Source organism: Azonexus fungiphilus, from assembly GCF_003634965.1.
In the GTDB taxonomy this organism is placed as follows: domain Bacteria; phylum Pseudomonadota; class Gammaproteobacteria; order Burkholderiales; family Rhodocyclaceae; genus Azonexus; species Azonexus fungiphilus.
This window is the reverse complement of the sequence record NZ_RBXP01000017.1, coordinates 132,589-146,408: the sequence shown is the minus strand read 5'-3', so window position 1 is coordinate 146,408 and position 13,820 is coordinate 132,589. Positions and strand designations below refer to the sequence as shown.

Sequence of the window (13,820 nt, the reverse complement as noted above, 5' to 3'; positions counted from 1 at the left end):
GCCTTTTTCTATACAATCCGGCAAAACAACAACACTTCGTTGCCCGATGGAAACAATCAACCCGGTCGATCGCCTCGGCGACCTCGCGATCTTCGTCCACGTCGTCGAAGCGCGCAGCTTTTCGGCGGCGGCGCGCACGCTCGGCCTGACCAAATCGGCGGTGAGCAAGCGCATCAACCGTCTCGAACGCCAGCTCGACCTGCGCCTGCTGCAACGGACGACGCGGGCAATGTCGCTGACCGAGGCCGGCCGCCTGCTGTTCGCCGAGGCGGCGCCCGGCGTGGCCCAGCTCGCAGCCTCGTCGCGCCAGGCCGCCGGGCTGCTCGAGGCGCCGCGCGGCAAGCTGCGGGTCAGCGCTTCGGTGACTTTCGGCAAGCTCTGCCTGGCACCGCTGCTGCCCGAGTTTCTTGCCGCTTATCCGGAGATCGAGCTGCAACTGACGCTGCTCGACCGCATGGTCGACCTGGTCGAGGAAGGCTACGACGTCGCCATCCGCCTGACCCGGACACCGCCGCCGCAGGTTGTCGCCAAGCCGCTGATGCCGGTGCGCTACCGCCTGTGTGCGACGGTCGACTACCTGCAAGGACGAAAAATCGAAACGCCGGCCGACCTCGCCGGCCACAACTGCCTGCACTACGGCCTCGGCGAGTTCGGCAACGAATGGCGCTTCCAGCGCGCCGGCGAGGAGGCGCGCATCCGCGTCGCCAGCAACGTCACGGTGAACAACAGCGAAGTCGTGCGCGACCTGTTGCTTGCCGACCTCGGCGTCGGTTTATTGTGGAATTACGCGGTCGACCGTGAGATCGCCGCCGGCCGGCTGCAGGCGCTGCTGCCGGCATGGACCCCGGTCGGTCCGTTCGGCCAGACGGCGTGGGCGATCTGGCTGCCGCAGCCGCACCTGCCGCCGAAAATCCGCGTCTTCGTGGATTTCCTGGCGGCGCGGCTGGGCGAAGCGGCTTAGCCGATCACGCCGATGATGTTGAGGAAGATGATCACGATCGCCACCGGCGAGACATAGCGGACGACGTTGAACCACAGCACGAAGACGCGGCTGCCCATGCGGATTTCGTCGTAGACGTGGGCGCGCTTCATCGCCCAGCCGACGAACAGCGCGATCAGCAGGCCGGCCAGCGGCATCATGATCTTGGTCGTCAGCGTGTCGAGCAGATCGAACAGGCCCAGACCGAACAGCGTGAAGCCGCTCCAGTCGTTGAACGACAGCGCGACGGCGATGCCGAGCAGCCAGACGCCGGCGCACAGCGCCAGGACGGCCGGCCGGCGCGCCATGCCGAAGCGCTCGCTGAGCAGCGAAACACCCGGTTCGATCAGCGAGATCGCCGAAGTCCAGGCGGCGAAGACGACCAGCACGAAGAACAGCAGGCCGACGGCATGGCCGCCCGGCATCTGCGAGAAAGCCAGCGGCAGGGTCTGCAGGATCAGGCCGGGACCGGCTGCCGGCTCGAGGCCCTGGGCGAAGACGATGGAGAAGATGGCGAGGCCGGCAAGCAGCGCGACCAGCGTGTCGGCGCCGGCGATGGCCAGGCCGGTGCGCGGGATCGAGACGTCGCGTTCGAGGTAGGAGCCGTAGGTGATGATCGCGCCCATGCCCAGGCTGAGCGTGAAGAAGGCGTGGCCCATGGCGGCGAAGAGGACGCCGCGGTTGATCGCCGACGGGTCGAAATGGAAGAGGAAGCGCCAGGCTGCCGGCAGGTCGGCGGCAACCGCGCCGTAACCGACGAGGAAGACGAGGATGCCGAACAGCGCCGGCATCATGATCTTGTTGGCACGCTCGATGCCGCCGGTGACCCCACCGAGCACGACCAGCGCCGACATCGCCATGAACACGGTGTGCCAGAAGATCAGGCGACCGGGGCTGGCGAGCAGTGCGCCGAAGGCCTCGGCAAAGGCTTCCTTGGGCAGTGCCTTGAACCCCTCGGCGGCCTGCCAGGTGTAGTCGAGGACCCAGCCGGCGACGACGCTGTAGAACGACAGGATGATGAAGGCACCGACGATGCCGATGTAGCCGATCACCTGCCACAGGCGGCTGGCGCCGGCTTCGTCGGCGAGCACGCGCATGCTGCCGACCGGGCTGCCCTGGCCGCGCCGGCCGAGCATGCTTTCGGCCATCAGCAGCGGCACGCCGATGCCGAGGATGCAGCACAGGTACACCAGCACGAAGGCGCTGCCGCCGTTGCTGCCGGTCATGTAGGGGAATTTCCAGATATTGCCGAGGCCGACCGCCGAACCGACGGTGACCAGGAAGAAGGCCCAGCGACCAGACCAGTGGGCGCGCGCCGTTTGCGCTTGTTCAGACATCCTGCTCTCCCAGATTTTGTTGGCCGGATCGTCCCGGTCTTTTCGGAAAAGGTCGCGATTCTACGCCGCTGGCGGGGCGATCGTAGTAGGGATTTCACCTAGACCGCCGCTCCCCCGGGCGGCCGACGCAGGCCAGCACGCGGGATCGGGCAAATCGGTTACCATCGCGCTCGCCTGACGCCAACCGCCGTTTGCCATGACCGACCAGCTCAACCTCTTCGACCCGAACAATCCGCCGCCTGCCGTCGCCGACGAAACACCGCCGCCGGCGCTGCCGCCGGCCGCGCAAGGCCCGGCCGAGGACATCCCGTCACCGGCCGACTACGCCGCCCGCCGCTATCTCGAATACGCGATGAGCGTGGTCACCGGCCGCGCCCTGCCGGCCAACGCCGACGGCCAGAAACCGGTGCAGCGGCGCATCCTCTACGCGATGCACCGGATGGGCCTGTACAAGAGCCCGAAGCACGTCAAGTCGGCGCGCGTCGTCGGCGACGTGATCGGCAAATACCACCCGCACGGCGATTCGTCGGTGTACGACGCGATGGTGCGCATGGCCCAGGACTGGAGCCTGCGCTACCCGGTGGTCGACGGCCAGGGCAACTTCGGCTCGCGCGATGGCGACAACGCCGCCGCGATGCGCTACACCGAAGCCCGGCTGACGCCGATCGCCGAACTGCTGCTCGGCGAACTCGACGAAGGCACCGTCGACTGGAAACCCAACTACGACGGCGTCAACGACGAACCCTGCGTGCTGCCGGCGCGCCTGCCCTTCTGCCTGCTGAACGGTGCCTCCGGCATCGCCGTCGGCATGGCCACCGAAATCCCCGCCCACAACCTGCGCGAAGTCGCGGCGGCGGCGGTCGCGCTGATCCGCGACCCGGACTTCCCCGAAGACGAACTGCTCAAGCTGGTACCCGGCCCGGATTACCCGGGCGGCGCCCAGATCATCTCGAGTGCCGAGGAAATCGCCGCCACCTACAAGAGCGGTCGCGGCAGCCTGCGCGTGCGCGCCCGCTGGAAGATCGAGAACCTGGCGCGCGGCCAGTGGCGCCTGGCGATCACCGAACTGCCGCCGGGCGTTTCGACCGCCACGGTGATGTCCGAGATCGAGGCCTGCTCCAACCCGGTGGCCAAGGAAAAGGCCGGCAAGAAGGTGTTCACGCCGGAACAGCTCAACCTCAAGGCAGCCTTCCTGTCGGCGATTTCCGAATCCGGCGTGCGCGACGAATCGGGCAAGGAGCACGCCGTGCGCCTGGTCATCGAGCCGGCCAGCTCGCGGCAGACGCCGGACGACCTGCTGCGCCTGCTGCTCGCCCACACCAGCCTGGAAACCAACGCCTCGATCAACCTGACGCTGCTCGGCCTGACCGGCTCGCCGCGCCAGGGCACGCTCCACGACATGATCGCCGAATGGTGCCGCTTCCGCCTGGCCACCGTCGAACGGCGCACCCGCCACCGGCTGGCCGCCGCCGAGCGGCGCATCCACATCCTCGAAGGCCGGCAGGCGATCCTGCTCGACATCGACCGGGTGATCAAGGTGATCCGCGAATCGGACGACCCCAAGGCCGACCTGATCGCCGCCTTCAAGCTGTCAGAGATCCAGGCCGAGGACATCCTGGAAATCCGCCTGCGCCAGCTGGCCCGCCTCGAAGGCATCAAGATCGGCGAGGAACTGGCCAAACTGCGCGAGGAAGCTGCCGGCCTCAACAAGCTGCTTGATTCGGAAAGCGCGCTGCGCGCCTGCGTCGCCGCCGAGATCGAAGCCGACGCAAAGAAGTACGGCGACGACCGCCGGACCCTGATCGAAGCCGCCGAACGCGTCACGCTGTCGGATGCAAAGAACGTCTCGATCCCCGACGAGCCGACCACGCTGATCGTCTCCAGGCACGGCTGGCTGCGCTCGCGCACCGGCCACAACGTCGATCCGGCGCAGCTCTCGTTCCGCTCCGGCGACAGCCTGCTCGCCTGCATTCCCTGCCGCACCGTGGACCACCTGATCCTGCTCGATACGCGCGGCCGGGCCTACTCGATCGCCGCCGCCGACCTGCCCGGCGGCAAGGGCGACGGCGTGCCCTCGACCTCGCTCGCCGACTTCCAGGACGGCGGCAAGCTGGTCCTGGCGCAAGCCGTCTCGGCCGACAAGCTGTACCTGGTCGCCGGCGAAGGCGGCTACGGTTTCCGCGTCAAGGGCGAGGATTTCGTCTCGCGCGGCAAGGCCGGCAAGGCCTTCCTGACGCTCGACGCCGGCGAGGCGCCGGCGATCTTCCAGCCAGCCCCGGCCGGCGGCGAGGTGGCGGTGTTCACCAGGGACGGTCGCGCCCTGGTCTTCCCGCTCGAGGACATCCGCCTGCTCGGCAAGGGCCGCGGCCTCAAGCTGATCGATGCCGCCCCCGGCAAGACGGCGCTGGAAGCCATCGAAGCCGTCGTCGATGGCGTCGCCGGCAAGCTCAAGGGCGAACGCCTCGAGGCCTGCCGCGGCAATCGTGGCGGCAAGGGCAAGCCGCTGCGGGCGCCGCGCAAGTAAGCACGGTCGACTGCCCGGAAAGGGCAAAAACGGACGTAAAAAAACCGGGGCGGCGCCCCGGTTTTTCCTTGCTGCGAGCCTGGATCAGGCAGCCTTCTTGGCGGCAGCCTTCGGCGCGGCGGCGGTGGTCGCCTTGATCGTCGCTTCGGTGGCAGCGGAAACGCTGGCTTCGGCAACTTCGGCAGCCTGCTTGGCCACCTTGTTCAGACCGTCGATCGCGTCGTTGGCCGACTTGATCGCGCTCTTGACGGCGGCAACGGCGACTTCCGAACCGGCCGGGGCCGAGGCCAGGGCCTTTTCGACCAGGCCGGAAACCTTGGCGCTGGTGTCGGCGACATGCACTTCGACTTCCTTGGCGATCTTTTCCTTGGCGTCGGTGGCGATGGCGATGACGTTGCGCGAGTACTCGACGCTCTTCTCGATGCTCGGGGCGGCGATGCCCTTGTGCAGTTCGACCAGCGACTGGACGTCCTTGACGCCGAGCAGCGCGTTCAGGTTCGAGACATAGGCCTCGAAGGCCGAGCGGGTGGCGGCCAGGTTCAGCACGGCCAGGCGCTCGATGCCATCGAACGCGGTGTTGGCGAAGAACAGGGCGAAGTTGAAGCCGGACTTGGCGAACTCTTCAGGTTTGATGGACATGGTGGTATCTCCAGAGGGGGGTTGATCGGCACGGAATCGATTTGATGCAGTGCAACATGTACGTATTCTATGCAACCGGGAAAACTAGTCAAGACATATTTGTGCAGCGCAGCATTTACTGAATATTCCGCCGCCCCGTCCATCCTCGCCGCGAATTGTGACAGGCGTTGCGGCGGTATCATGACAGCCTCGCCCGCCACCCCGACCCTGTCGTGAAACCCTGGTTCCTTTACCTGATCGAATGTACCGACGGCAGCATCTACACCGGCATCACCACCGATGTCGATGCCCGTTTCGCCGCCCACGCCGCCGGCCGCGGCGCCCGCTACACGCGCGCCCGGCCGCCGCGCCGGCTGCTCGGCTGGCAGGCGCACGCCGACCGGGCGGCGGCATCGCGCGCCGAATATCGGGTAAAAAGCCTGTCGACCGTGAAAAAACACCAGTTCGCCGAGCAACTCGCCATGCAAATCCAGTTCGCCCCGATCGTCGATCTCCTCCACAGTGCCCCGCACGCGGTGCTGTGCACCCAGTCCACGCAGCTGCCCGGCTACCCCTACGGTACTGCGGTACCGCTGGTGGTCGACGGGCAGCAGCAACCGCTGCTGCTGATCAGCGCGCTCGCCGAACACACCCGCAACCTGCTCGCCGACCCGCGCGCCAGCCTGGCCGTCGTCGCCGCCGGCCTGGCCAACGTCCAGGACGCCGCCCGCCTGACCCTGCTCGGCGACTGCCGGCCGCACGCCGCCAGCGCCGCCGAGACGGCACGCTACCTGCGCTACCTGCCGGCGGCCGAGCACTACCTGCAGCTCGATTTCCAGTTCTTCCGCTTCGTCCCGCAACGCGCCCGCTACATCGGCGGCGTCGGCCGCATGGGCTGGCTCGACGCGAGCGCCTGGCAGGCGCTGCCGGGACTCGATGCAGACGCCGAGGCGGCGCTGCTCGACGAATTTTCCGGGCAACTGGCGGACGGGCAGCGCCTGCTCGGCATCGACGCCTGTGGCGCCGACCTCGACGACGGCGGACAACGCCGCCGCCTGGCCTTCGCCGGCACCGCCAGCGACACCGCGGCGATGCGCAGCGCGCTGGCCGCCGCCCTCGCCGCCTGAACGCTACATCCGGCCGAACCCGCCGCCCATGCCGCCGCCGGGACCGCCCATGCCGCCGCCCGGCGCAGTGCGCCCGGACGGTCGCTGGCCACCTGACGCTGGCGCCGCGCATGCCGCGCCGTCGCCATCCAGCCCGGGCACGGTCGCCGCGAGCAGCGCATCGGCCTGCTTGCGCTGGCCTTCGTCGAGCGCCGCGTAGAGCTTGCCGGCGGCATCCTGGATGTCTTCCAGCGCCGACAGGCGGTTGCGCACCGCATCGACCTTGCCGGCGATCTGCTGCGCGGCGTCCTGCCTGGCGCGATAGCCCTGGACGCGCCGCTGGTCGGCCAGCAGCGCCCCGACCGCAGCCTGGTAGGTTTCCCAGAGGGCATTCTGCGGTGGCGTCAGCTTGAGCGCATCGGCCGTCTTGCGCAGCCGCTCGTCGAGCGACTCAACAGCCATCCCGCAACCTCCGCCGGCGCTCGGCGGTGCGCCGTCCGGCCCGCCCCGACCGGCAATCGGGGCACAGGCGGCGAGCGCCAGCATGGACAGCAGCAACAGGGAGTACGGCGTTTTGGACATGACAGCTCCGCAATAGTGAAATCGAGGCGGAATTGTCGATCGCGGCTGCGTTAAGCCGGGTTAAGCAGCCGTAAAACTTCGTCTCGCCGTCGCTTCACGGAATGAACGGCAGGACCAGTTCGGCGGTACGCCCGGCGCCGGCGCAGATCGCCAGGCAGCGCTCGCGGAACAGCTGGCCGGCCAGGCCGGCATTGCGGCTGCGGTGGCTGACGAAATAGAAATGCCGGCGCAGGTCGAACTGCGGCGTCGGCAGCTCGACCAGGCTGCCGCGCCGGAAGGCTTCGCGCAGCGCCAGCCGCGACAGGCAGCCAAGGCCGAGCCCCGACTCGACGGCGCGCTTGATCGCCTCGGTGTGTTCGAGTTCCAGCCCCAGCCGGAAAGCCGGCAGGCGGCTGCCGATGCTGCGATCGAACTGGCCGCGCGTCCCCGAACCCGGCTCGCGCAACACCCAGGGCTCTCCGGCCAGTGTCGCGCTGTCGACAGCGCCGTGCCCGGCCAGCGGATGCCCGGGCGCGCAGAAGACGACCAGTTCGTCGGCCAGCCAGGGTTCGACCTGCAGTTCGGGGTGCGCGACCTCGCCCTCGACCAGGCCGAAGTCGCATTCGCCCTGCAGCAGGCGCCCGACCACCGTTTCCGAATTGGCCACCTGCAGGCTGACCGGCGCATCCGGATAGCGGCGCATGTAATCGACGACGATCAGCGTCGCCAGGTAGTTGCCGATGGTCAGCGTCGCGCCGACCGCCAGCGGCCCCGGCCGACCGCCGCCGAGGTAGTCGTCGACGGCGCGGGCCTGCCCGAGCAGCGCCTCGGCCAAGGGCAGCAGGCCGCGGCCGCTGCTGTTCAGGTGCAGGCGCTTGCCGATGCGATCGAACAGGGGGCAAGCGTAGGCCCGCTCCAGCTCGACCAGCGCACTGCTCGCCGCCGACTGCGACAAGGCCAGCCGCCCGGCGGCCAGCGAGACATTCTCGCTGCGGGCGATGGCGACGAAGACTTCGAGCTGGCGCAGGCTGAACTTCATATCGATTTTCCAGATAACGAATAGAAAAATTATCCGCTTCTATTTCAATAGCACCAAGCCTAAGCTGCACCTGTCACCATTTACCAGCGCCGCACCGCCATGAGCAACTTCAACCGCGAAACCGTGATCTCGGTCCATCACTGGAACGACAGCCTGTTCACCTTCCGCACCACACGCGACCCGGGCCTGCGCTTCATCAACGGCCAGTTCGTGACGATCGGCCTGGAGGTGAACGGGCGCCCGCTGATGCGCGCCTACAGCGTCGCCAGCGCCAACTACGAAGAGCACCTCGAGTTCTTCAGCATCAAGGTCCAGGATGGCCCGCTGACCTCGCGCCTGCAGCACCTGCAACCCGGCGACCAACTGCTGGTCAGCCGCAAGCCGACCGGCACGCTGGTGCTGCGCGACCTGCACCCGGGCAAGCGCCTCTTCCTGTTCGCCACCGGCACCGGGCTGGCGCCGTTCATGAGCCTGATCCACGATCCCGAGATGTACGAGCGCTTCGAGCAGATCATCCTCATCCACGGCGTCCGCTGGACCAGCGAACTGGCCTATCACGACTACATCGAGAACGATCTCAAGGAACACGAGTACCTGGGCGAGGAAATCCGCGACAAGCTGATCTACTACCCGACCGTGACCCGCGAACCGTTCCGCAACGAAGGCCGGCAGACCGACCTGATCATGTCCGGCAAGCTGTTCGCCGACCTCGGCATCGCACCGCTCGACCCGGCCACCGATCGCGGCATGATCTGCGGCAGCCCGGCGATGCTCAAGGAAATCTCGGCGATGCTCGACGGCTTCGGTTTTCGCATCTCGAAGCACATCGGCGAGATGGGCGACTACGTGATCGAGCGCGCCTTCGTCGAGCAGTAATCAGGCGAAGTCGAAGGCCAGCTGCGGCAGGCGCCCCGGATTGCAGCGCGCTTCCGCGTGCAGCGCCGGCCGCGCCGCCGGCTGGCACAGTTCGGCCAGTTCCCCGGCCGCCGGCGCCCAGCCGGCGGCCAGCCAGGCGGCGGCTTCGTCGTCGTGCAAAATCAGCGGAATCCGGGCGTCGACCGTGACATTCGTCGCCACGGTGAGCAGCGCGCAGGTCGGCCCGGCATCGGCATGCCGGTCGCAGACGCCGGCCAGCCACAACAGCCGGCCGCGCCGGTGACTGAGCCGCCAGCCGCCAACCGCCAGCGCACTGGCCGGGACCAGGCAGCGATTGTGGCGCAGCAGGCGGCCGTAGAACGGCCGCTCGGCAAGACCTTCGGTATCCAGGCAAAGCGGCGGCTGACGCGGCGCCCGTTCGAGAAAGCTGCCGACCAGCCCCCAGCGTGCCAGCCAGCCGCTGCCGCCGGCAACGACCAGCGCCTGGTCGCCCGGCACGATCTGCTCGCGCCGGATACGCTCGCCGGCCGCCAGCGGCAAGCCCGGACAATGCCTGAGCAGCAGGCTGGCGCTGGCCTTCAATTCGAAACTGTGGCACATGCTGGGCTCCGCGGCGGACATACTGTTATTTTATACAGCACATCGGGCGGAAACAAGCATCAGTGCGGCGTGTCGTCCTCGTAGCCGTGTTCGGCTTCCAGCTCGGCGGTGAAGCTGGCGACCAGCGCGGCGCGTCCGGCCCGGGTCGAAATCCGTTCGAGCAGCACGGCGAAGGCCTCGTCGTCGATGTTGCCCTCGGCGCGATTGACCGACAGCACATGCACCAGGAAGGCGATGTTCTCACGGTCCTCGGGGCCGCCCGGGCGGCTGCCGAGCGCTGCCGCCAGCGCCCCGGCCAGGGTTTTGCCGGCAGCGTCGGGCGCCGGGATGTCGGCATGCGCCGCCTGCACGATCCGCTGCAGGTCCGGATGTCCTTCGGGAAGGCTGTTTTCCATCGCGTGATGTCCGTACGAAAAGGTCGCCAGTTTCACGCCTCGCCGGCAAAGCGGCAAGTCTGCACGGCTGCCGCCAGCAGCGCCGGCTCGACCGCCGTGCCCAACTGCCGCTGCAAGGCATCGGCCAGGGCCTCGCCGGCCAGCTGCGGCGACGCCTGCAACAGGTGGCAGACGGCCAGGTCCAGCGGCTTCGCCGGCACCCCGCTACCGATCGTTGCCGCCGCCAGCGCCGGCATCTCGTGGCCGAGCCGCGCGTCGGCGGCAATCACCCGGTTGAGGCGCCGGCAGGCGGCGAGATCGGCCGTTGCCTGCAGCGGATGCACCCAGCCGGCCCAGAGCATCATTTGCAGGGCCTGGTTGAGGACGCCGCCGTTGCCGGAAAAAGCCGGCAGCTCGAGCAGTTCGGCGAAGGATTTCGGCGCCTCGGCAAGACTCGCCAGCAAGGGCGCAAATACCGCCTCGGCGCCGTCAACCGGCCCGATCCGCGTTTCCAGGCGGACCGCCCCGGGTGCCGGCGCCGCCGGCAGCAGGCACCAGCGGCGGCGCGACAGCGCCGCGCGGTGCTCGGCCTCGGTCAGGCGCAGCCGACCGTGCTGGTAGATGTCGCGGCGCTGGCTCTGGTTGCGCGCGACATCCTTGGCGACTTCGCGCAGCGCCGGGTCGGCGATGTCGCGGATCGCCCCCTGGACGCCGAGCGGCAGCGAGACGGCATCGATGTTCTCGAGCGGGGTGGCGCTGCCGAGATAATCGCAAGCCACTGCGGCCAGCGCCCGGATCACCGCCGACGCATGCAGCGGCTGCCAATGGGCAGAGAAGAATTCGTGCGCGAGATAGCCGGCCGACTGCCGGCGCAGGCGTTCGACCTGGGCTGCCAGCCCGGGAATTTCGACGAACTGCCCGGCACCGCCGGCGGCCAGCCGGTCGAGCAAGGAGAAGCCGGCATGCAACGCCGCTTCCGCATCGACTGCCGGTTGCCCGGCCAGCAACTGCTGCAGCGACAGCAGCGGTGCCGCCCCGGGATGCGACATGTAGGCCAGGTAGCACAGGCCGCCGGGCTTCAGCGAACGCCGGACGATCTCGAGGACGGCCCGCTGCTTCTCGGGGGCAATCCACGAAAAGACACCATGCAGGACGATGAAGTCGCACGGCGGCAAGTGCCCGGCTGCCAGCCAGTCGGCGAAATCGGCCTGATGGAACTCGATGTTGGCGAGCCCGGCCCGCGCCGCCAGACGCCGCGCAGTGGCCACATGCGCCGGTGCCACGTCGACACCGATGAAGCGGCCGCCGGGATTGGCCGCCGCCGCGATGGCCAGCCCGCTGCCCGGACCGCAGCCGAGCTCGCACCAGGTGTAGCCGGCATCGATGTCGGGCGGCCGGAATCCGAGCGATTCGACCGTCGTGGTCAGCCACAAGGGCGTCAGTTCGCGATGAAACATCGCCGGGTACGCCAGGCCCGAGTAATAGCCGCTGAAATCCATGCTGCCCCCGATCATTCCTGCACTGCAAAACGGCAACGGGCATCCGGCTGCAACCGGATGCCCGCCAGCCGGCAAAGACCTCAGAAGGAAGCCGTCACCGTCGCATAGAGCGCCCGGCCCGCCTCGTTGTAGGTCGCGGCACCGGCACCGCTGCTGTTGGCCTCGCGGTAGAGCCGCTTGTCGAGCAGGTTGGAAACCCCGACGCGCGCCTTCAGGTTGGCATTGAAGCTGTAGCCGGCGCTGATGCCGAACAGGTGGTAAGGCTTGCGCACCTGGAGTTCGGCACCGGTCGCACCGCTGCCGCCGGAAGTTCGGGAACGCGGTTCCTGCTCGCCGTAGAAGGTTGCCGTCAGCATCATCGACAGCTTGTCGGTGGCCTGCCAGTCGAGGCTGGAATTGATCGTGTATTCCGGCACCGTCGCCAGCGGCTGGCGGGTCGTGCGGTCCTTGTTCTCGATCATCCAGGTGAAGTTGTTGATCCACTTCAGGCGATCGCCGTACTCACCCAGCAGCGGCATCGTGAAATGCCCCTCGAAGCCGCGCACCACGGCCTTCTCGGCGTTCGCCCACTTATATAGCTGGATGTTGCCGATGATGACCGGCACCTGGTCGGGCATGTCGGCGACGATCTTGCTCTCGTAGTCGTTGCGGAAATAGGTCAGGCCGGCCCCCCAGCCCTGCTTGTCGTAGGCGATGCCGATTTCCTTGTTGACGCTGATTTCCGGCTTCAGGCTGGCGTTGCCGAGAATCTGGCAGCCGCCGCCGAGACTCGGCGAAGCATCCGGACAGCCGTTGCCCATCGTCGAGTAGAGGTAGTTGGGGTTCGACTGGTAGAGGTTGGGCGCCTTGAAGGCACGGGCGATGCCGCCCTTCAGCGTGATCTCCGGACGCAGCTGGTAGGAAGCGTTGAGGCTCGGACTCCAGTTGTTGCCGAACTGGTCATGCTTGTCGAAACGCAGGCCCGGGGTCAGGATCAGCTTGTCGGTAACCTCGATGTTGTCCTCGACGAAAAGCGCCCAGCTCTTCGCTTCGGATTCGGACGAACGCCCAGCCGTCGCACCGACGGCTGCCGACGAGTTGCTCACCGACCAGGGATCGTCGAGGCTTTCGCGCTTGACGTCGAAACCGACCGTCAGCATCTGCTTGACGCCGCCCAGTTGCAGCGGACTGTTGAATTCGCCGTTGAGCATCCAGTTCTGCAGTTCCGACGTCGACGTCTGTGTCGTGGTGCTGATCGATCCCTCGCTGCCGCCGGCCAGGCCTTCGTTCAAGCGACGGTTGTCGGTACCCTCGAAGGCCAGCGTGACGCGCGACCGGCGCCCTTCGCCCCAGTTGCCGCGATGCACCAGCGAAGCGGTACGGCGGTACAGCGTGTTGGTTTCGGCGCCGGCATTGGCCAGGTCGGTCAGGGTCTGCGAACCGCTCCCCGAGACCGCGCGATCGCCGGCGTAGATGTTGCCCTGGCGGCTGAAGCCGGTGTTCAGTTCGAGCACCTGCTGGTCGGTCAGGTCCCAGCGCAGCAGCAGGTTGGCATCGCGGTTGCGCACCCCTTCGCGGCCGGCCGGCGGGGTGACGCCGGTGGCGTACTGCTGGTTGAGGTCGAGCGCATCGGCATCGGTCTTGTTGGCGCTGCCGTAGAGGCGGAACGAGAACTTCTCGCTGAGCGGGCCGGCGAGACTGAAGCCGATGCGGTTGGTGTCCTGCTCGTCGCTGCTTTCCGGGCGGTTGGTGTAATAGGTCAGCGAACCGCTGAGCTGCTTCGACGGCCGCTTGGTGATGATGTTGACGACACCGCCGGCGGCCCCCGAACCGTAGCGGGCGGCGGCCGGGCCGCGCAGGACCTCGATGCTCTCGACCGCTTCCGCCGGCACCCAGTTGCTGTCGCCGCGCGTGTTGCGCTCGCCGCTGCGGCCCATCCGCGTCGAGTTGCGCGACGTGACCGGAACACCGTCGATGAGGATCAGCGTATTTTCCGGTCCCATGCCGCGCAGGTCGATCTGGCGGTTGTTGCCGTACTGGCCCGACGACGAGTTGCCGGTCAGGTTGACGCCGGGCATCGTCCGGATCAGGTCGGAGAGGTCGTTGGCCGGCGGCCGCTTTTCGATGTCTTCCCTGGAAATGATCGAAACCCCCGGGGCCTGCCTGAGCATTTCCTCGGCGGTGCCGATCACCTCGACATCGGCGAGCGTGCTTTCCGGCTGCTGCGCGAAGGCCAGCTGCGGCAGCGCGCAGGCCAGGCCGACGGCGATGCTGAGCGGCCGCATTCTCGATTTCGGGCATTGAAACATTTGTGTCGTTCTCCAACAT

At 67.8% G+C, this 13,820-nt stretch carries 12 protein-coding genes; 4 read left to right on the top strand and 8 right to left on the bottom strand.

What is annotated here, in order from left to right; genetic code table 11:
* Window positions 1–46: 46 nt before the first annotated feature.
* On the top strand, window positions 47–961 hold the full coding sequence (locus tag DFR40_RS13325) for a LysR family transcriptional regulator (protein WP_121458989.1): 915 nt from the start codon (window positions 47–49) through the stop codon (window positions 959–961).
* Here DFR40_RS13325 and DFR40_RS13320 read toward each other — a convergent pair.
* The gene (locus DFR40_RS13320) at window positions 958–2,316 is read right to left on the bottom strand and encodes a sodium-dependent transporter (protein ID WP_121458988.1); all 1,359 of its coding nucleotides are present in this window, start codon (window positions 2,314–2,316) and stop codon (window positions 958–960) included. The two genes, DFR40_RS13325 and DFR40_RS13320, sit on opposite strands and share 4 nt — an antisense overlap.
* Window positions 2,317–2,512: 196 nt before the next feature.
* On the opposite strand from DFR40_RS13320, the gene parC reads away from it, so the two are divergent.
* Window positions 2,513–4,840, top strand: a complete 2,328-nt coding sequence (gene parC / locus DFR40_RS13315; RefSeq protein ID WP_121458987.1) for a DNA topoisomerase IV subunit A — start codon at window positions 2,513–2,515, stop codon at window positions 4,838–4,840.
* Window positions 4,841–4,924: 84 nt separating this feature from the next.
* Here parC and DFR40_RS13310 read toward each other — a convergent pair whose 3' ends face one another.
* Window positions 4,925–5,479: a phasin family protein gene (locus DFR40_RS13310; RefSeq protein WP_121458986.1), complete on the bottom strand. Its 555-nt coding sequence runs from the start codon at window positions 5,477–5,479 to the stop codon at window positions 4,925–4,927.
* 212 nt (window positions 5,480–5,691) lie between these two features.
* On the opposite strand from DFR40_RS13310, the gene DFR40_RS13305 reads away from it, so the two are divergent.
* The gene (locus DFR40_RS13305) at window positions 5,692–6,585 is read left to right on the top strand and encodes a GIY-YIG nuclease family protein (RefSeq protein WP_245985687.1); all 894 of its coding nucleotides are present in this window, start codon (window positions 5,692–5,694) and stop codon (window positions 6,583–6,585) included.
* Window positions 6,586–6,588: 3 nt separating this feature from the next.
* Here DFR40_RS13305 and DFR40_RS13300 read toward each other — a convergent pair whose 3' ends face one another.
* Together DFR40_RS13300 and DFR40_RS13295 are read right to left on the bottom strand one after the other, a co-directional pair.
* Window positions 6,589–7,146 (bottom strand): Spy/CpxP family protein refolding chaperone, encoded by a 558-nt coding sequence (locus tag DFR40_RS13300; RefSeq protein ID WP_121458984.1) that lies wholly within the window; start codon window positions 7,144–7,146, stop codon window positions 6,589–6,591.
* Window positions 7,147–7,240: 94 nt separating this feature from the next.
* A complete protein-coding gene (locus DFR40_RS13295; protein ID WP_121458983.1) occupies window positions 7,241–8,164 on the bottom strand; it encodes a LysR substrate-binding domain-containing protein in 924 nt (307 codons plus the stop codon).
* A gap of 99 nt (window positions 8,165–8,263) precedes the next feature.
* Here DFR40_RS13295 and DFR40_RS13290 point away from each other — a divergent pair, with 99 nt between their 5' ends.
* Entirely contained in the window at window positions 8,264–9,040 is a 777-nt protein-coding gene (locus tag DFR40_RS13290; protein WP_121458982.1) for a ferredoxin--NADP reductase, read from the top strand.
* On the opposite strand, the gene DFR40_RS13285 is transcribed toward DFR40_RS13290, so the two are convergent.
* From DFR40_RS13285 to DFR40_RS13270, 4 genes are all read right to left on the bottom strand, one after another.
* Window positions 9,041–9,640 (bottom strand): SOS response-associated peptidase family protein, encoded by a 600-nt coding sequence (locus DFR40_RS13285; RefSeq protein WP_170160223.1) that lies wholly within the window; start codon window positions 9,638–9,640, stop codon window positions 9,041–9,043.
* A gap of 59 nt (window positions 9,641–9,699) precedes the next feature.
* Window positions 9,700–10,035, bottom strand: coding sequence for a hypothetical protein (locus DFR40_RS13280; RefSeq protein WP_121458980.1), 336 nt, complete (start codon window positions 10,033–10,035; stop codon window positions 9,700–9,702).
* Between the two features lie 32 nt (window positions 10,036–10,067).
* Complete coding sequence (locus DFR40_RS13275) at window positions 10,068–11,528, bottom strand: class I SAM-dependent methyltransferase (protein ID WP_121458979.1); 1,461 nt, start codon at window positions 11,526–11,528, stop codon at window positions 10,068–10,070.
* A 65-nt stretch (window positions 11,529–11,593) separates the two neighbouring features.
* Window positions 11,594–13,777, bottom strand: coding sequence for a FepA family TonB-dependent siderophore receptor (locus DFR40_RS13270; protein WP_211329804.1), 2,184 nt, complete (start codon window positions 13,775–13,777; stop codon window positions 11,594–11,596).
* Window positions 13,778–13,820 lie beyond the last annotated feature (43 nt).